This is a genomic window from Streptomyces sp. GB4-14, from assembly GCF_022696125.1.
Classification (GTDB): domain Bacteria; phylum Actinomycetota; class Actinomycetes; order Streptomycetales; family Streptomycetaceae; genus Streptomyces; species Streptomyces werraensis.
On sequence record NZ_RZHO01000002.1, the window covers coordinates 5,446,791 to 5,464,315 of the forward strand.

Genomic DNA, 17,525 nt, shown 5'->3' on the forward strand with positions numbered 1-17,525 from the left:
CTCACGCCGTAGAGTTGCGCGGACGCCATCCACAAGATCGATGATTACGAGGCCCCCACCGTGCGCCGACGCTCACTTCTCATTGCCGTCCCCGCTGGACTGGCCACCCTCGCCGCGTGCGGCGACGACAAGTCCGATTCCGGCAAGGCCAGCGAGACGGCCGCGCCCTCCGAGTCCGAGGCGTCGGCCGCCCCGTCGCCGAAGATCGTCGAGGGCCCGCTGCCGGCGATCACGGCCGGGACCAAGTTCGGCGAGAAGCCGACCGTCGCGAAGGGCAGCGGCGACCCCTCCAAGGACCTCGCGGTCAAGACGGTCATCGCGGGCGGCGGGCGCACGATCGCCGAGAACGACTTCATCGTCGCCCACTACCTGGGCCAGGTCTGGAGCACCGCCAAGGTGTTCGACAACTCCTACGACCGCAAGCAGCCCCTGGCCATCCAGCTCGCCCAGGGCACGATCATCGACGGCTGGCGCTACGGGCTCGTGGGGAAGAAGACCGGCAGCCGCGTCCAGATGGCGGTCCCGCCCACCTGGGGCTACGGCGACCAGGGCAACGCGCAGGCGGGCATCAAGGGCACCGACACGCTGGTGTTCGTGGTCGACGTGCAGGACACGTTCAACGCCAAGAGCTCCGCCAAGGGCACCGACGTCGCCCAGGACGACATCGACCTGCCCAAGGTCGGCACCAACACCGACGGCAAGGCACCCTCCATCGAGGTGCCCGACGCCCAGGCCCCGGACAAGCTCGTGGCGAACTACGTCATCGAGGGCGACGGCGAGGAGGTCGGCGCCGAGGACAGCGTCCTGGTGCAGTACAAGGGCGTGCTGTGGGACGGCGGCAAGGAGTTCGACTCCACGTACGGCCGCGGCCAGCTGACGTCCTTCTCGCTCCAGCAGGTCGTCAAGGGCTGGGCGCAGGGCCTCACCGGCAAGAAGGTCGGCAGCCGCGTCCTCATCGTCATCCCGCCGAAGCTGGGCTACGGCGACAACCCGCCGCAGGGCAGCGGCATCCAGAAGGACTCCACGCTGGTCTTCTCCGTGGACATCCTCGCGAAGCTGTGACCCCGCCGGGATGCAAGACTGTGCGTGTTCGCCTTTCCGCAGACAAGCAGGAGCATGAAGACGTGAGCATCGACAAGCCCGAGATCGACTTCCCGGGCGGCGAGCCCCCGGCGGACCTCGAGATCAAGGACATCTGGGAGGGCGACGGCGAGGTGGCGAAGGCGGGTCACACCGTCACCGTCCACTACGTGGGCGTCGCCTTCAGCACCGGCGAGGAGTTCGACGCCAGCTGGAACCGTGGCACCCCCTTCCGCTTCCCGCTGGGCGCGGGCCGGGTCATCAAGGGCTGGGACCAGGGCGTGCAGGGCATGAAGGTCGGCGGCCGCCGCCAGCTGACCATCCCGGCCCACCTCGCCTACGGCAACCAGAGCCCCACCCCGGCGATCCAGCCCGGTGAGACCCTGATCTTCGTGGTCGACCTGCTCGGCGTCTGATCCGACCGGAGTCGATCGCCGAGGGCCCATGCCTGTCCGGGCACGGGCCCTCGGCTTTCACCACGCCACCCCGGGGCGGTACGGTCATCGGTCGTAAGCACCATAGGGAGGCGAAGCGCGTCGATGGCGATTGCCAAGGCCGAGCGGCTGATGAACTTGGCGCTGTGTCTGCTCGGGACGCGGCGGCCGCTCACCAAGCGCGAGCTGCGTGAGTCCATCGAGGCGTACCTCGAGGCGGGCTCCGACGACTCCTTCAACCGCATGTTCGAGCGCGACAAGGACGACCTGCGCGAACTCGGACTGGTCATCGAGACCGTCGAGAACCTCGAGGGCGACACGGGCTATCTCGCCCGCCGCGACAGCAACCGGCTGCCTCCCATCACCCTGGACGCCGAGGAGGCCGCCGCCCTCGGGCTCGCCGCGAAGGTGTGGCAGCAGGCCCGGCTGGCCGGAGCGGCCTCCGGCGCCCTGCAGAAGCTGCGCGCCGCCGGACTCCCGGAGGACGTCGACCCGTACGGCGCGCACGGCGCGCTGGAGCCGCGCATCCCGGTGCACGAGGCCGCGTTCGAGCCGCTGATGCTCGCCTGCCGCGACCGCCGCCCGGTCGTCTTCGACTACCGCAAGGCCAACGCCGCCCAGCCCGAGCAGCGGCATGTCGAGCCGTGGGCGCTGGAGTGCTGGCGCGGCCACTGGTACCTGGCCGGCTGGGACCGCGACCGCGGCGCCGAGCGGGTCTTCCGGCTGTCCCGGATCACCGGCAAGGTGCGCTCGCGCGCCGGCCGGTTCACCGTGCCGGTGCCCGACGTCGTCACCGTGCGGGAGACCGTGGCGAGCTGGGCCGGGGAGACCGCCGACCGCTCCGCGCGCATCCGGCTGCGCTCCGACGCCGGCTTCCCGCTCCGGGCCAAGGCCACGTCGGTCCGGGAACTCGGCAACGGCTGGGACGAGTTGGAGATCCCGTACGGGCACGGACTGGACGCCTGGCTGGTGGAGTTCGGACCGGACGTGGTGGTGCTGGAGCCCGAGGAACTGCGGGCCGACGTGGTGGACCGGCTGCGTGCCGTGGCCAAGGGCTGAGGGGGAGCGGACGACAACGTGGCAGGCAAACCGGTCAGGCCCGTGAACGCCATCGACCAGACGCGGCGGATGCTGTCCCTGGTGACGTATCTCCGCGAGCGCCCCGGCGCCCGCATCGAGGACGTGGCGCGCGCCTTCGGCATCACCGAGGACGAACTGGTCTCCGACCTCGACGTGCTGCCCATGTGCGGCACCAGCTTCCGCGGCGGCGACCTGCTGGACATCGACACCGACGGCGAGCGCATCTGGTGGCACAACCCGGCCGCCCTGGGCGCCGACGCGGCCGAGCCGCTGCGCCTGGCCGCCGACGAGGCGACCGCGCTGCTCGTCGCCGCCCGCGCCGTGGCCACGCTGCCGGGGCTGCGCGAGAGCGATCGTCAGGCGCTGCTGCGGGCCACCGCGAAGGTGGAGACCGCGGCCGGCGAGGCGGCCGGCGCCAGCTCCCGGCTGTCGGTGACCTTCGAGTCCGAGGGCGGCGTCTTCGCGGACGTCGACCGGGCCATCGCCGAGCGCCGCCGGCTGTGGATCCGCTACTACTCGCCCGCCCGCGACGAGGTCACCGAGCGGGAGATCGACCCCATCCGCCTGGTCAGCGTCGGGCACACGTACGTCGAGGCGTGGTGCCGCCGCTCCGAGGCGCGCCGCACCTTCCGGCTGGACCGGGTCGCCGAGATCAAGATCCTCGACGAGCCGTCCGCGCCGCCCGAGGTCGAGCTGCGCGACCTGTCCGAAGGGCTGGTGCAGCCCGCGGCCGAGGATCCCGAGGTGGTCGTCGAGGTCGGGCCGGGCGGGCGCTGGGTGGCCGAGTACTACCCGCACGACAGCGCCGATGAGCTTCCCGACGGCGGGCTCCGTATCACCCTGCGCACCCCCGACCCCGCGTCGCTGAAGCGGCTGGCGCTGCGGCTCGGCCGCGACGGACGCATCGTGGAGCCGCGGGAACTGGCCGAGAGCGCCCGCCGGGCGGCGCGTGAGGCGCTGGAGGCGTACGACGGGGCCGGGGCGGCGGGATGACCGGGCAGGACGACAGTCAGGAGCGAGGGCTTTGAGCGAGTCGGCGACCACAGGGGCACGAGGCATGACGGCGGCGTCCGCGTTCGCCGGGATGAGGAACGTGGCCCCGGTGATGTTCCGGGCGGGCTGCCCGGACTGCCGGGAGCGCTTCGAACTGTCCGCGAGCGCGCTGCGGCTGGCCATCGGCGCCAGCAGCCGCACCACCTTCTACTCCTTCACCTGCCCCGAGTGCGGCGCCGCCGTCCGCAAGCCGGCGGGGGAGCGGATCGTCGAGCTGCTCACCGGCGGCGGGGTGCGTACGCTCCGGCTGCACTCGACCGTCTAGGCTCGACCCATGTTCTGGCCGATGTTCGCCGTGGCCCTGGGATTCCTGGGGCTGACGGTGCTCGCAGTGCTCGCCGTCCGGGTGTTCGTCGAGGCGGAGCGCCTCGGCAGGCAGGTCGCGGACTCGGCCCGCCGCATCGGCCGCGCGGCCGAGGACCTGGAGCGGGCGGCGGAGAGCACGGCCCGCTCGGCGGAGGCCCTGTGACCCGCGGCGGCGCCGGCGGGTCACGGCCGTCCGGACGGGGCGTTGTCGCCGCCCTGTCACGGGCCGGGGCCCGGCAGGTACGCTGCTGATCGCGGCCCGGAGAACGAGGCACGGGCCGCGGACGGGAGTACGCACAGGGATTGCCGGACGTTTACCTCTGGGCGTTACGATCGCTGTCTGCACCGTCCTTCGGACGCATGTCCGACCGGTCGGACAGCCCCCCACCCACCCGCCTCGGTGAGAAGGTAAAGACTTATGGGACGGCTCGGACCTACCGAGATCATTCTGATCCTCGTCGTCATCATCCTGCTGTTCGGCGCCAAGAAGCTCCCCGACATGGCGCGGTCGCTCGGCAAGTCCGCCCGCATCCTGAAGAGCGAGGCGAAGGCGATGAAGGAGGACAACAAGTCCTCCGCTCCGGCCGACCCGCCGGCCAGCGGCGAGCAGCCCCCGGCGCAGCGCACCATCCAGGCCGCCCCCGGCGACGTGACCAGCTCCCGCCCGGTCACCGAGCCGACGGACACGACCAAGCGCTGACGCAGGGCCGGTGACGTCCGGCCCGCCGCACGAGATGGGAACGTGGGTTGCTCAAGTCTGCCCGCACACAGCAGAGGGATCCCGAGGGGCGCATGCCTCTTGTGGAACACCTGCGTGAGCTGCGGAACCGCCTGGCCAAGGCCGTGCTCGCGATCGTCGTGGTGTCGGTCGTCGCCGCGTTCTACAGCGAACAGCTCATGCAGTTCCTGGCCGAGCCGGTGCCCAAGTGCGACTCCCTGACGAACAGCGACGGCGGCAACTGCGCCATCGTGTCGTTCAACACACTGACGTCGCCGTTCACCACGACGATCAAGGTGAGCCTCATGGCGGGCCTGGTCGTCTCCAGCCCGGTCTGGCTCTACCAGCTGTGGGCCTTCGTCGCCCCCGGTCTGCACCGGCACGAGAAGAAGTACACCTACGTCTTCACCGCGGCCGCGGTGCCGCTGTTCGCCGGCGGCGCCCTCCTCTCGTACGTCATCCTCCCGGTCAGCATCAAGGTGCTGCTCAGTCTCACGCCCGGGGGATCGGCGAACATCCTGTCGCTCGACGAGGTCCTCGACTTCACCATCCGCATGGTGCTGGTCTTCGGCCTGGCCTTCGAGCTGCCCCTGCTCCTGATCATGCTCAACATGGTGGGCATCGTGTCCGGCCGCCGGATGGCGGGCTGGTGGCGCGGTGTCGTCATGGGCGTCTTCATCTTCGGCGCGGTCGCCACGCCCACCACCGACCCGGTGGGCATGCTGGCGCTGTCCGGGCCGATCGTCGTCCTGTACTTCGTGGCCGTCGGCTTCTCGCTGCTGAACGACAGACGACGCGCCCGCAAGGAGTCCGAGGGCCCCTCCGACGACGAGGCCTCCGTGCTCGACCACACCCCGGAAGCGGTCGAACCGGCCGAACCGGTCGCCGCGCTGCCCGAGCAGACCTCCCGGGACCGCGTCAACGGTTATGACGACGTGACCTGAGGACGAGCCGGCACCTCGTAGGGTCACTCCCGTGACCAGCGAGATCACCCTCTTCGTGAACCCCACCGCGGGCGGCGGCCGGGGCGCCCGTGCGGCGCGGTCGGCCGCCTCCGCGCTGCGCGACGCCGGCTTCCACGTCAGCGCCGTGACGGGCGACGGCCCCGAGGACGCGCTGTCCCGGGCGCGCACCGCCGTCGAGGAGGGCACCGGGGCCCTGATCGCCGTCGGCGGCGACGGCATGGCCAACCTCGCCCTGCAGGCCGTCGTCGGCACCGGCACCCCCTTCGGTCTGGTGGCCGCGGGCACCGGCAACGACTTCGCCCGGGCACTCGGCATGCCTCTGCGCGAACCCGCCACGTCCGGCCGGATGATCGCCGACGCCCTCAAGAGCGGCCGCTCCCGTGACGTCGACCTCGGCCGGATCGGCGACCGCTGGTTCGGGGCCGTGCTCGCCTCCGGCTTCGACTCCCGGGTCAACGACCGGGGCAACCGGATGCGCGTCCCCCTCGGCCGCTTCAAGTACGACGTGGCGATGGTCGCCGAGCTGGCCGCCTTCCGGCCGCTGCCGTACCGGATCACGCTGGACGGCGGGGAGGTCCACGAGGTCGAGGCGACGCTGGTGGCCGTGGGGAACGGGCCGTCGTACGGCGGGGGCATGCGGATATGCCCGGGCGCCGACCTCACCGACGGACTGTTCGACATCACCGTGGTCGGCGAGTGCAGCCGGGCCACGCTGCTGCGGGTGTTTCCGCGGGTCTACAAGGGGACGCACGTCGACCACCCCGTGGTGTCCGTCATGCGGGCGGCGAGCGTGGAGCTGGTCGCCGAGGACGTCACCGGCTACGCGGACGGCGAGTACGTCGGGCCGCTGCCGCTGACCGCCCGCTGCGTGCCGGGGGCGGTCCGGGTCGTCGGCCCCTGAGCGGGCGTCGCCGCACCTCACGTGGCCGGTCCGGATAATGATCGTCACGTTGTCGGTGCGGCCCGGTACGCTCGAAAGCACGATGACAGAGGACCTCTCACCGGCCGAGCGGTACGCGGCAGCACGCAGGCGCGCTGCCGAGCAGGCCACCTCGCTCGCCTCCTTCCGCGAGATGTACGACTTCGGCCTCGACCCCTTCCAGGTGGAGGCCTGCCGGGCCCTCGAGGCCGGAAAGGGCGTGCTGGTCGCCGCCCCCACCGGATCCGGCAAGACGATCGTCGGCGAGTTCGCCGTCCACCTCGCCCTCCAGGAGGGCAGGAAGTGCTTCTACACGACGCCCATCAAGGCGCTGTCGAACCAGAAGTACGCCGACCTGTGCCGCCGCTACGGCACCGACAAGGTGGGCCTGCTCACCGGTGACAACAGCGTCAATTCCGAGGCGCCCGTGGTCGTGATGACCACCGAGGTCCTGCGGAACATGCTGTACGCCGGGTCGCAGACCCTCCTCGGCCTCGGCTACGTGGTGATGGACGAGGTGCACTACCTCTCCGACCGCTTCCGGGGCGCCGTCTGGGAGGAAGTGATCATCCACCTCCCGGAGTCGGTGACGCTGGTCTCCCTGTCGGCGACCGTGTCCAACGCCGAGGAGTTCGGCGACTGGCTGGACACCGTCCGCGGCGACACCGAGGTGATCGTCTCCGAGCACCGGCCCGTGCCGCTGTTCCAGCACGTGCTGGCGGGCCGCCGGATGTACGACCTTTTCGAGGAGGGGGAGGGCCACAAGAAGGCCGTCAACCCCGACCTGACGCGCATGGCCCGGCTGGAGGCGAGCCGCCCGTCCTGGGGCGACCGCCGCCGGGGCCGCAACGGCATGCGGGAGGCGGACCGCGAGCGGGAGCGCAGACAGCGCTCGCGCGTGTGGACGCCGAGCCGGCCGGAGGTCATCGAGCGGCTCGACGCCGAGGGTCTGCTGCCCGCCATCACGTTCATCTTCAGCCGGGCCGCCTGCGAGGCCGCGGTGCAGCAGTGCCTGTACGCGGGCCTGCGGCTCAACGACGAGGAGGCACGGGCCCAGGTCCGCGACCTGGTCGAGGAGCGCACCGCCTCCATCCCGGCCGAGGACCTGCACGTCCTCGGCTACTACGAGTGGCTGGAGGGCCTCGAGCGGGGCATAGCCGCGCACCACGCGGGCATGCTGCCGACCTTCAAGGAGGTCGTCGAGGAGCTGTTCGTGCGCGGTCTGGTGAAGGCCGTGTTCGCGACCGAGACCCTGGCCCTGGGCATCAACATGCCCGCTCGCTCGGTGGTGCTGGAGAAACTCGTCAAGTGGAACGGCGAGCAGCACGCCGACATCACCCCCGGCGAGTACACCCAGCTGACCGGCCGGGCGGGCCGCCGCGGCATCGACGTCGAGGGCCACGCCGTGGTGCTGTGGCAGCGCGGGATGAACCCCGATCACCTCGCGGGACTGGCCGGCACGCGCACGTATCCGCTGCGCTCCAGCTTCAAGCCGTCGTACAACATGGCGGTCAACCTGGTCGAGCAGTTCGGGCGGCACCGCTCGCGGGAGCTGCTGGAGACGTCGTTCGCGCAGTTCCAGGCGGACAAGTCGGTCGTCGGCATCTCGCGTCAGGTGCAGCGCAACGAGGAGGGCCTCGAGGGCTACAAGGCCTCGATGACCTGCCACCTCGGCGACTTCGAGGAGTACGCGCGGCTCCGCCGTGAGCTGAAGGACCGGGAGAACGAGCTGGCCCGCCAGGGTCAGGTGCAGCGGCGCGCGGAGGCGGCCGTCGCGCTGGAGAAGCTCAGGCCCGGTGACGTCATCCACGTGCCCACCGGCAAGTACGCCGGACTGGCGCTGGTGCTCGACCCGGGGCTGCCCGCCGGCCGGACCAACGGCCACCGTGGCGTGGAGTACCACGACGGTCCGCGTCCGCTGGTGCTGACCGCCGAGCGCCAGGTGAAGCGGCTGGCGTCGGTCGACTTCCCGGTGCCCGTGGAGGCGCTGGAGCGGATGCGGATCCCGAAGTCGTTCAACCCGCGCTCCCCGCAGTCCCGCCGGGACCTCGCCTCCGCGCTGCGCACCAAGGCCGGCCACATCGTGCCGGACCGGCACCGCAAGAACCGCGCCCCGGCCGCCGACGACCGGGAGATCGCGCGGCTGCGCAAGGCGCTGCGGGCGCACCCGTGCCACGGCTGCCAGGACCGCGAGGACCACGCCCGCTGGGCGGAGCGCTACCACCGGCTGATGCGGGACACCTCGCAGCTGGAGCGGCGCATCGAGGGCCGGACGAACACCATCGCCCGCACCTTCGACCGGATCGTCGCGCTGCTGACCGAGATGGACTATCTGCGCGGCGACGAGGTCACCGAGCACGGCAGGCGGCTGGCCCGGTTGTACGGCGAGCTGGACCTGCTGGCCAGTGAATGCCTGCGCGAGCGGGTCTGGGAGGGCCTCGGCCCCGCCGAACTCGCCGCGTGCGTCTCGGCGTTGGTGTACGAGTCGCGGGTCGCGGACGACGCGGCGGCGCCGAAGCTGCCCTCGGGCAGGGCGAAGGCGGCGCTCGGCGAGATGGTCCGCATCTGGGGCCGGCTGGACGCGCTGGAGGAGGACTTCCGGATCAGCCAGACCGAGGGCGTGGGCCAGCGCGAGCCCGATCTCGGCTTCGCCTGGGCCGCCTACATGTGGGCCTCCGGCAAGGGCCTCGACGAGGTGCTGCGCGAGGCGGAGATGCCGGCCGGCGACTTCGTGCGCTGGTGCAAGCAGGTCATCGACGTGCTGGGGCAGATCTCCGCGGCGGCCCCGGTCGCCGAGGGCTCGACGGTCGCGAAGAACGCCCGCAAGGCGGTGGACGGTCTGCTGCGCGGGGTGGTGGCCTACTCCTCCGTGGGCTGACCCCGCTCGGCACTCTCTCCGGAAGCCCGGTGCGCCCCCCGCGCGCCGGGCTTCCGCACTGTGCGCGCCCTGGTGCGGCCGCATCACCGGCCGCGCGCGGGGGAAGGGATGGGGAGGCCTCCGAGAGACCGTGGACCGCTGCTCCTCAGGTCCGGTTAACCCGTGACGGTGAGTGGTCGTCGTACGCCTGTGCGTCGTGACAGTGTGTGTTCGAATCATCCCGGACCGTGCAAATGGCCTCGAGCGTACTCCTGCCCCGGGGGCCGTTTCCGGCAGTTGCTGAATATGACATGGCGATGATCCCGTCGGACTAAGCTCGCCCGCAGCGCACCGAGTTGAGATGAATTCGTGCGCTTGTTCCCTTATGTGCACGTTCCCGACCGTCAGTCGACACGCTTCAGAGGGCTCACATGGCGAGTGTCCAACTTCCTTACGCACGCGTGCTGTTGATGCCGGCCATAGTGATGGCCGCGGCGACCGGAGCCGCCGTCGCCCTGGTGACGGAGCCCGCCCGGATCGCTGTCGGCGTGTGCGGTGCCGTAGCGACCCTGCTGGTGGCCGCCACCGCGACCGAGGCGGTGCGCCGCGGCCGCGTACTGCGGGAGGCACGCGCCGAGCACGAGCGTCACCGTGCGTGTCTGGAGGCGCGGATCGCCGCCCACGACACGGAGACCGAGTACTTCATCCAGCAGGTCTTCCCCGCCTGCCTGAACCACCTGCACGCCGGCAACGAGCCGGACGAGGTGATGCGTGACCTGCCGAGGCTCAACCCGTCCTGGCGGGACCTCCCCACGTACCAGCAGGTGCTGCTGCGCACGGTCCTCAAGATCATCGACGACGAGGAGAACCTGCGTGACTCCTCGCAGCGCTCCTTCGTCTCCATCGCCCGCCGCGTCCAGGCCATCGTCCACCAGCAGGCCAAGGAACTGAGGGAGATGGAGGAGGACCACGGCCGCAACCCCGAGGTCTTCGACGACCTCCTGCGCATCGACCACGGCACCGCGCTGATCGGCCGCCTCGCCGACTCCATCTCCGTCCTCGGCGGCGGCCGCCCCGGACGCCAGTGGCCCAAGCCGGTCGCGCTCTACAGCGTGCTGCGCGGCGCCATGTCCCGCATCCTCGAGTACCGCCGCATCGACCTGAAGTCGATCGCCAAGATCAACATCAAGGGCATCTACGTCGAGCCGGTCATCCACGCCGCCGCCGAACTCCTCGACAACGCCACCCGCTACTCGCCGCCCACCAGCAAGGTCAGCGTCACCGCCACCGAGGTGCAGACCGGCGTCGCCATCGAGATCGAGGACGCCGGCGTCAGCCTCGACGAGCAGGCCCGCGCCCGCATCGAGGGCATCCTCGAGCGCGCCCAGCGCGGCGTCGACCTCCAGGAGATCGGCGGCAACCCGCGTCTCGGCCTCGCCGTCGTCGGCCGTCTGTGCACGCAGTTCAACATGCAGGTGTCGCTGCGCGCCTCCGCGTACGGCGGCGTTCGCGCCGTCCTGGTCGTCCCCAGCGAGATGATCACCGACCAGCCAGGAGTCGGTCTCGCCCACGGCATCGGCGCCACCGCCGTGCCCCGCCCCGTCGACGCCCTCCCCGGCCCGCAGCGCGCCCCCAAGAAGCGCCGCCCCACCAGCCCCCGCATCCCCGAGACGGCCGCCGTGGAGGACGACGTCCCCGAGGTGACCGAATGGACCGCGGGCGGCCTCCCGCAGCGCCGCAGCCGCGTCAGGACCCCGCTCGCCCAGCGCTACGCCGAGCAGGCCGCCGCCGAGCGCGCCGAGCGCGAGGCCAGGGAGCGCGGCGAGGAGTACCACGACATCTGGGCCGCCGCCGAGCCCGCGAAGAAGAAGCGGCACGACCGCGAACCGGGGCTGTGGGTCGACGCCTTCTGGGAGGGGCTGAAGAAGGACCTCGACCCGGACGTCCACCCCACCGACTTCACCCGGAACCCGACCGCCTACCTGCATCTCATCAACGAACCGGCCCGCACCGAGGCCGAGGACGAGGGGGACCTCAAGTGATCCAGCAACGAGCCAACTTCGACTGGATGCTCAAGGAGCTCGCCGACGGCGTACCCGGCGTCGAGATGATCGTGGTGCTCTCCGCCGACGGCCTGCGCATCGCACGCTACGGCGGCGAGCCGGACGCCGCCGACCGGGTCGCCGCCGCCTGCGCCGGCGTGCAGAGTCTCGCCGCCGCCGTCGCACAGGAACTCCCGCACGGCGACGGCGAGATGAAGATGGTGCTCATCGAGATCGACGAGGGCTACTTCTACCTGATGGCGGCCGGTGCCAACGCCTACCTCGCGGTCCTCTCCGACATGACCTGCGAACCCGGCCGCATGGGCGGCATGATGCGCGACCTCGTCGTCCGCATCGGCGCCCATCTGACCAGTCCGCCCCGACGGAACGGGCAGACCGTATGACTCCTCCCCGACGCCAGAGGCGCACTCCCGGGCAGGGCACGCCCGCACAGCCGGCCGCCCCGGCCCGGAAGGAGGGCGAGGGCGGCAACCCGGAGCGGCTGTACGTCGTCGCGGGACCGGACGGCGAGCGCGCCGACATCGACCTGGTCACGCTGATCGTGGCGCGTTCCCCCGACCCCCCGCCCTCCGCCACCCCCGAGCAGGCGGCGCTGCTCAGGCTCTGCGTCGCCCCTTTGTCCGTGGCCGAGCTGTCGGCCTATCTCAGTCTGCCGTTCAGCGTGGTGACCGTGCTGATCACCGAACTGCTGACGGCGGAACTGGTCCAGGCGCGCTCCCCGATCGTCCGCAAGGCGCTCCCGGACCGTTCCCTTCTCGAAGCGGTGATGCATGGACTTCAACGGCTCTGACACCATCCCGGGCCCACGCGCCGAGGACCAGCTGCCCCACACGGCGCAGTCCGCGGTGAAGATCGTGATCGTCGGCGGGTTCGGGGTCGGCAAGACCACCATGGTCGGCTCGGTCAGCGAGATCAAACCGCTGACCACCGAGGAGACCATGACGCAGGCCGGCATCGGGGTCGACGACAACTACGGCTCCCCGTCCAAGACGGCCACCACCGTCGCCATGGACTTCGGCCGCATCAGGATCACCGACGAGCTGGTGCTGTACCTCTTCGGCACGCCGGGCCAGGAACGCTTCTGGTTCCTGTGGAACGGCCTGTTCGAAGGCGCGCTCGGCGCGGTCGTCCTGGTCGACACGCGCCGCCTCGAGGTCAGCTTCGACGTCATGGGCCGCCTGGAGGAACGCGGCGTGCCCTTCGTCGTCGCCGTCAACTCCTTCCCGGACGCGCCCCGTTACCCCATCACCGACCTGCGGTCCGCGCTCGACCTGTCCGAGATGATCCCCATTGTGGAGTGTGACGTGCGGCGCCGCGCCTCCAGCCGCGACGTGCTGATGACCCTGATGCGCTTCCTGCACTCGCTCGCCATGACGGGCTCGCTCACCTGACGCGCGGGACCTCTTTCCCTTCCTCGGAACCTCATAGGCATTCCCCTTCCCGGAGCGACCACAGTGACGCCTGAATCCCACTCCCAGACGCCGGACCGCCCGGCCGGTGACGACGCCCGGCCCGGACCGCCCCCCGGATGCCCCGCGCACGGCCTGGGCCCCGGCGGACTCGCCCGGCTCCACGAGTCGGACGACCTCAAGAGGCTCTACGAGCGGCTGCGCGAGGAACACGGCCCGGTGGCGCCTGTCCTCATCCATGACGACGTACCGCTGTGGATCGTGCTCGGCCACGCCGAGAGTCAGCAACTGGTGCGAAGTCCGGGGCAGTTCACCAAGGACAGCCGCATCTGGTCCGCGCTCCGCGACGGCCTGGTCAAACCCGACCACCCGCTGATGCCGCACATCGCCTGGCAGCCGATGTGCGCCCATGTCGAGGGAGAGCAGCACCGGCGCTGGCGCGGCGCCATCGACACCGCCGTCTCCGCGACCGACTTCCGCAGTCTGCGCCGGTACGTCAACCGCAGCGTCCAGCGGGTCGTCAACCGGTTCTGCGAGGCCGGCGAGGCCGACCTGGTCAGTGAGTACGCCGAGCACCTGCCGATGGCCGTGATGTGCCACGTCCTCGGCATGCCCGACGAGTACGACGACCGCATGGTGCAGGCCGCCCGCGACATGATCCGCGGCACCGAGACCGCCATCGCGAGCAACGCCCATGTGATGGAGGCGCTGAACCGCCTCACCGCGCGCCGCCGCAAGGAACCCCGGGACGACTTCACCGGCCGACTCGTCAGCCACCCGGCCGGGCTGTCCGACGAGGAGGTCAGCCAGCATCTGCGGGTGGTGCTGATCGCCGCCTACGAGGCCACGGCGAACCTGCTCGCCAACGTGCTGCGCCAGGTGCTGATCGACCCGCGGTTCCGGTCCCAGCTCAACGGCGGCCAGATGACCGTGCCCCAGGCGGTGGAGCAACTCCTCTGGGACGAACCGCCGTTCAGCACGATCTTCGCCTACTACGCCAAGCAGGACACCGAGCTGGGCGGGCAGCGCATCCGCAAGGGGGACGGGCTGCTGTTCGCACCCGCGCCGGCCAACGTCGACCCGCGCGTCCGCCCCGACCCGACCGCCGACATGCAGGGCAACCGCTCGCACCTCGCGTTCGGCGGCGGCACCCACGAGTGCCCCGGCCAGGACATCGGCCGTGTCATCGCCGAGGTCGGCGTCGACGCCCTGCTGATGCGGCTGCCGGACGTGGAGCTGAGCTGCGACGAGGAGGAGCTGACCTTCACCGAGTCGATCGCCTCGCGCCATCTGGTCTCGCTGCCGGTGCACTTCACGCCGCGGCCTCAGCAGGAGATCACGCAGGCGCCGGGCCACGAGGCCGGCTCGGGGGCGCCCGCGGCGCACGACTGGCAGATCGGGGGAGTCCCGCGGCAGACTCCGGCACCCGCGCCTGCATCGGTGGGTGCTGCTGTGGGCGGTGCGGGTGCAGGTGCGGGTGCGGGTGCGGGTGTCGGCGGGGCGCCGGACGCCGGTACGGTTCCGGCCGCCGTGCCCGTACCGCCTCCGCTCGCGCAGCCCGAGCCGCCCAAGGGCGCCTGGCAGCGGTTCCTGCGGTGGTGGCGCGGCTACTGATCCGCCGCCCAGGTGTCGTACGAGGTCCACGCCTCGAGCGTCCGGCCGCTGGTGAACCGGTGTGCCGCACCCGTCACCGGGTCCGTGAACGCCAGTTCCCGCGCCAGCAGTTGCAGCGGGCGCCGGAAGTCGCCGGCCGGGACCGGAGCGCTCACCTCCGGGTAGAGGGGGTCGCCGAGGATCGGCACGCCGAGGGCGCTCATGTGCACCCGGAGCTGGTGGGTCTGGCCGGTGCCGGGCACCAGCCGGTACCGGGCCAGGCCGTCCGCACGGTGCGTGAGCAGTTCTACGTGGGTTTCCGCGTTCGGTTCGCCGTCGACCTCTTTAGCGGTCAGCTCCTCGCGCTCCTTGACGATCCGGCTGCGGAGGGTGCGGGGGAGGTCCAGCGCCGGGTCGTACGGGGCGACGGCCTCGTACTCCTTGTGCACCCGGCGGTCGCGGAACAGCGTCTGGTACGCGCCGCGCTCCTCGGGGCGCACGGTGAACAGCACCAGTCCCGAGGTGAGGCGGTCCAGGCGGTGTGCGGCCGTCAGGTGCGGCAGGCCGAGCTCGTGGCGGAGGCGGGCCAGGGCCGTCTGGCGGACGTGGCGGCCGCGGGGCGTGGTGGCGAGGAAGTGGGGTTTGTCCGCGACGACGAGGTGGTCGTCCTGGTGCACCACGTGCAGGGCGAAGGGGACGGGGGGTTCGTCGGGCATGTCGCGGTGGAACCAGACCGTGAGGCCGGGGGTGTAAGGGGTGTCCGGCGGGACGGGGTTGCCGGTCGCGTCGACGATCGCACCGGCGTCGAACATGCCGTCGATCACGGCGGAGGGTGCGGCCAGCCGCAGAACCAGGTGTTCGCGCACCGTCGCGCCCGGGCCGTCTGCCGGCAGACGCACCCGGACCGGGTCCACGCCGTCGCGCTGCGGCAGGGGTGGGGGAGGGGCGGGGGTGCGTCTGCGTCTCACGTGGGGCAAGGGTACGGGGAGGTGCGGGGTCACCTGCCGGTGCGGGCCGGTGGGGGGCGTTCGGGCAGTTCCCGCGCCCGTGAGCCGGTGCGGGCCGGTGGGGGTTGTTCGCGCAGTTCCCCGCGCCCCTGAGCCGGTGGGGGTTGTTCGCGCAGTTCCCCGCGCCCCTGAGCCGGTGGGGCTTCGTTCGCGCGGTCCCCGCGCCCCCGCGGGGCGCTTACGCCGCGGGCGTCCCCTCCTGCTCCGCCTCGACGCGGGCGTTCCATTCCTTCTTCGAGGCCTGCCAGCCGTCCTCGTTGTGGCCCAGGCGCCAGTAGCCGGAGATGGAGAGGTCCTCGCGGGGGATGTCGCGGTCCACGCGGAGCAGGCGGCGGAGTTCCTTCACGAAGTGCGCCTCGCCGTGGACGAAGGCGTGGACGCGGCCCTCCGGCCAGTCGAGGGCGTTGACCGCCTCCACCAGGGCCTCGCCGACCCTGCGGTCACCGCGGTGCAGCCAGCGGATCTCCACGTCGGAGTCGATCTTCTGCTCCTCCTCCGGGCCGGCGATCTCCAGGAACGCGACCGCGCGGGCGCCCTGCGGGAGCGACTCCAGGGCGCGGGCGATCGCGGGCAGCGCGCTCTCGTCGCCTGCCAGGAGGTGCCAGTCGGCGGCCGGGTCGGGTGCGTAGGCGCCGCCGGGGCCGAGGAAGCGGACCACGTCGCCGGGGCGGGCGTTGATCGCCCAGGGGCCGGCCAGCCCCTCGTCGCCGTGGATCACGAAGTCGAGGGTCAGCTCACGGTGTTCGGCGTCCCAGTGGCGGATCGTGTACGTCCGGGTCACCGGCCACTGCTCGCGCGGGAACTCGGCGCGGATCCGCTCCAGGTCGAAGGGCTCCGGGTAGACCGCGCCCGGCGCCGGGAACAGCAGCTTGACGTAGTGGTCGGTGCAGGTGTCCGCCGAGACGCATGCGAGGCCCTCGCCGCCCAGCACCACGCGCTGCATGTGCGGGGTCAGCCGCTCGGTGCGGACGACCACGCCGGTGTGCGGGGTGCGCGGCGCGCGTGCCGGTCGCTCTGCCATGAGGACCTCCCAGTTGCGGTTAGGTATGCCTAAGTTAGCACCTACCGCTCCGCGAGCGTCGCCAACAGGCGGGTGACCGAACCGCCCAGGCCCCAGCGCGCGGCCAGGGACTCCACGGCGGCCGGGTCGCGCGGGGCGCGCGGCAGGGCCGTGTCGACGTCCGGGAGCGGGACGTCGTCCGCGACCCGGACGACCTTCGGCGCCACCGCGAGATACGGCCGCGCCTCGTCCAGACGCCTGCGCTGCGTCGGCGTGAGCTTCGACCGCGGGTCGTCCACGGCCGCCAGGATCCCGGCCAGGTCGGTGAACTCGGCCAGCAGCTTGGCCGCCGTCTTCTCCCCGATGCCGGGGACGCCCGGCAGGCCGTCGCTCGGGTCGCCGCGCAGCAGCGCCAGATCCGCGTACCCCCTGCCGTCCACCCCATACTTCGCGCGCAGCGCCGCCTCGTCGGTGACCTGCAGCGTGCCGACGCCCTTCACCGGGTACAGCACGCGCACCCCGCGCGCGTCGTCCACCAGCTGGTACAGGTCGCGGTCGCCGGTGACGATGTCGACCGGTCCTTCCGCGCGCGCGGTGAACGTGCCGATCACGTCGTCCGCCTCGTAACCGGCGACGCCCACCCGGGCGATGCCCAGCGCGTCGAGCACCTCCTCGATCACCGGCACCTGCGGCGACAGCGTGTCCGGCACCTCCTCCACGTCGGGACCCGTCTCCTGCTCCTCGGCGACCCGGTGCGCCTTGTAGGAGGGGATCAGGTCAACCCGCCACTGCGGGCGCCAGTCGGCGTCCATGCAGGCCACCAGCCGGTCCGGCCGGTGGTCCTTGACCAGGCGGTCGATGAAGTCCAGCAGCCCGCGCACGGCGTTCACCGGCGTGCCGTCCGGCGCCTTGACGGACTCCGGGACGCCGAAATAGGCGCGGAAGTAGAGGGAGGCGGTGTCGAGAAGCATCAGTCCGGTCACGTCCCGCATCATGCCCCACCCCACCGACAGCACCGGCCCGTCGGCGCGCCCGCGTGGC

Annotated in this window: 18 protein-coding genes; 15 read left to right on the forward strand and 3 right to left on the reverse strand. The window is 71.8% G+C overall.

The features are described from left to right. Positions 1–60 precede the first annotated feature (60 nt). From ELQ39_RS26090 to ELQ39_RS26160, 15 genes are all read left to right on the forward strand, one after another. Positions 61–1,062, forward strand: a complete 1,002-nt coding sequence (locus ELQ39_RS26090; RefSeq protein WP_190004104.1) for an FKBP-type peptidyl-prolyl cis-trans isomerase — start codon at positions 61–63, stop codon at positions 1,060–1,062. Between the two features lie 62 nt (positions 1,063–1,124). Continuing rightward, positions 1,125–1,496, forward strand: a complete 372-nt coding sequence (locus tag ELQ39_RS26095; RefSeq protein WP_019521618.1) for an FKBP-type peptidyl-prolyl cis-trans isomerase — start codon at positions 1,125–1,127, stop codon at positions 1,494–1,496. Positions 1,497–1,619: 123 nt separating this feature from the next. After that, complete coding sequence (locus tag ELQ39_RS26100) at positions 1,620–2,573, forward strand: helix-turn-helix transcriptional regulator (RefSeq protein ID WP_190004105.1); 954 nt, start codon at positions 1,620–1,622, stop codon at positions 2,571–2,573. Positions 2,574–2,591: 18 nt separating this feature from the next. Further along, positions 2,592–3,587: a helix-turn-helix transcriptional regulator gene (locus tag ELQ39_RS26105; protein WP_107115323.1), complete on the forward strand. Its 996-nt coding sequence runs from the start codon at positions 2,592–2,594 to the stop codon at positions 3,585–3,587. A 64-nt stretch (positions 3,588–3,651) separates the two neighbouring features. Continuing rightward, positions 3,652–3,912, forward strand: a complete 261-nt coding sequence (locus ELQ39_RS26110; protein ID WP_033274974.1) for a hypothetical protein — start codon at positions 3,652–3,654, stop codon at positions 3,910–3,912. A 9-nt stretch (positions 3,913–3,921) separates the two neighbouring features. After that, positions 3,922–4,116 (forward strand): hypothetical protein, encoded by a 195-nt coding sequence (locus ELQ39_RS26115; protein WP_190004106.1) that lies wholly within the window; start codon positions 3,922–3,924, stop codon positions 4,114–4,116. 255 nt (positions 4,117–4,371) lie between these two features. After that, positions 4,372–4,653, forward strand: coding sequence for a Sec-independent protein translocase subunit TatA (gene tatA, locus ELQ39_RS26120; RefSeq protein WP_242594248.1), 282 nt, complete (start codon positions 4,372–4,374; stop codon positions 4,651–4,653). Positions 4,654–4,745: 92 nt separating this feature from the next. Continuing rightward, on the forward strand, positions 4,746–5,615 hold the full coding sequence (gene tatC, locus ELQ39_RS26125) for a twin-arginine translocase subunit TatC (RefSeq protein WP_190004107.1): 870 nt from the start codon (positions 4,746–4,748) through the stop codon (positions 5,613–5,615). A 31-nt stretch (positions 5,616–5,646) separates the two neighbouring features. Continuing rightward, positions 5,647–6,537, forward strand: coding sequence for a diacylglycerol kinase (locus tag ELQ39_RS26130; RefSeq protein ID WP_242594250.1), 891 nt, complete (start codon positions 5,647–5,649; stop codon positions 6,535–6,537). Between the two features lie 37 nt (positions 6,538–6,574). Next, entirely contained in the window at positions 6,575–9,433 is a 2,859-nt protein-coding gene (locus tag ELQ39_RS26135) for a DEAD/DEAH box helicase (protein WP_242594252.1), read from the forward strand. Positions 9,434–9,897: 464 nt separating this feature from the next. Continuing rightward, positions 9,898–11,454, forward strand: a complete 1,557-nt coding sequence (locus tag ELQ39_RS26140; protein WP_242595659.1) for a sensor histidine kinase — start codon at positions 9,898–9,900, stop codon at positions 11,452–11,454. Beyond that, entirely contained in the window at positions 11,451–11,858 is a 408-nt protein-coding gene (locus ELQ39_RS26145; RefSeq protein WP_006132309.1) for a roadblock/LC7 domain-containing protein, read from the forward strand. The genes ELQ39_RS26140 and ELQ39_RS26145 overlap by 4 nt, the downstream gene beginning before the upstream one ends. After that, entirely contained in the window at positions 11,855–12,265 is a 411-nt protein-coding gene (locus ELQ39_RS26150; protein ID WP_242594254.1) for a DUF742 domain-containing protein, read from the forward strand. Before ELQ39_RS26145 ends, ELQ39_RS26150 begins: the two co-directional genes overlap by 4 nt. After that, positions 12,246–12,866: a GTP-binding protein gene (locus ELQ39_RS26155; protein ID WP_190004111.1), complete on the forward strand. Its 621-nt coding sequence runs from the start codon at positions 12,246–12,248 to the stop codon at positions 12,864–12,866. The genes ELQ39_RS26150 and ELQ39_RS26155 overlap by 20 nt, the downstream gene beginning before the upstream one ends. Positions 12,867–12,929: 63 nt before the next feature. After that, positions 12,930–14,498 (forward strand): cytochrome P450, encoded by a 1,569-nt coding sequence (locus ELQ39_RS26160; RefSeq protein ID WP_242594256.1) that lies wholly within the window; start codon positions 12,930–12,932, stop codon positions 14,496–14,498. Here the strand turns inward: ELQ39_RS26160 and ELQ39_RS26165 are convergent. From ELQ39_RS26165 to ELQ39_RS26175, 3 genes are all read right to left on the reverse strand, one after another. Beyond that, positions 14,492–15,445 carry an RluA family pseudouridine synthase gene (locus ELQ39_RS26165; protein WP_242594257.1) on the reverse strand — a complete coding sequence of 318 codons (954 nt, stop codon included), beginning with the start codon at positions 15,443–15,445 and terminating at the stop codon, positions 14,492–14,494. The two genes, ELQ39_RS26160 and ELQ39_RS26165, sit on opposite strands and share 7 nt — an antisense overlap. 217 nt (positions 15,446–15,662) lie before the next feature. Next, positions 15,663–16,505 carry a siderophore-interacting protein gene (locus ELQ39_RS26170; protein ID WP_242594259.1) on the reverse strand — a complete coding sequence of 281 codons (843 nt, stop codon included), beginning with the start codon at positions 16,503–16,505 and terminating at the stop codon, positions 15,663–15,665. A gap of 41 nt (positions 16,506–16,546) precedes the next feature. Further along, positions 16,547–17,476, reverse strand: a complete 930-nt coding sequence (locus ELQ39_RS26175; RefSeq protein ID WP_225641823.1) for a 5'-3' exonuclease — start codon at positions 17,474–17,476, stop codon at positions 16,547–16,549. Positions 17,477–17,525: the final 49 nt, after the last annotated feature.

Excerpts from the sequence above, each read along its gene's own strand:
- tatC (WP_190004107.1), top strand. The coding sequence starts at position 4,746 with ATGCCTCTTGTGGAACACCTGCGTGAGCTGCGGAACCGCCTGGCCAAG.
- ELQ39_RS26135 (WP_242594252.1), top strand. The coding sequence starts at position 6,575 with ATGATCGTCACGTTGTCGGTGCGGCCCGGTACGCTCGAAAGCACGATG.
- ELQ39_RS26155 (WP_190004111.1), top strand. The coding sequence starts at position 12,246 with ATGGACTTCAACGGCTCTGACACCATCCCGGGCCCACGCGCCGAGGAC.
- ELQ39_RS26140 (WP_242595659.1), top strand. The coding sequence starts at position 9,898 with ATGGCCGCGGCGACCGGAGCCGCCGTCGCCCTGGTGACGGAGCCCGCC.
- ELQ39_RS26100 (WP_190004105.1), top strand. The coding sequence starts at position 1,620 with ATGGCGATTGCCAAGGCCGAGCGGCTGATGAACTTGGCGCTGTGTCTG.
- ELQ39_RS26110 (WP_033274974.1), top strand. The coding sequence starts at position 3,652 with ATGACGGCGGCGTCCGCGTTCGCCGGGATGAGGAACGTGGCCCCGGTG.
- ELQ39_RS26170 (WP_242594259.1), bottom strand. The coding sequence starts at position 16,505 with ATGGCAGAGCGACCGGCACGCGCGCCGCGCACCCCGCACACCGGCGTG.
- tatA (WP_242594248.1), top strand. The coding sequence starts at position 4,372 with ATGGGACGGCTCGGACCTACCGAGATCATTCTGATCCTCGTCGTCATC.
- ELQ39_RS26150 (WP_242594254.1), top strand. The coding sequence starts at position 11,855 with ATGACTCCTCCCCGACGCCAGAGGCGCACTCCCGGGCAGGGCACGCCC.
- ELQ39_RS26175 (WP_225641823.1), bottom strand. The coding sequence starts at position 17,476 with ATGCGGGACGTGACCGGACTGATGCTTCTCGACACCGCCTCCCTCTAC.
- ELQ39_RS26115 (WP_190004106.1), top strand. The coding sequence starts at position 3,922 with ATGTTCTGGCCGATGTTCGCCGTGGCCCTGGGATTCCTGGGGCTGACG.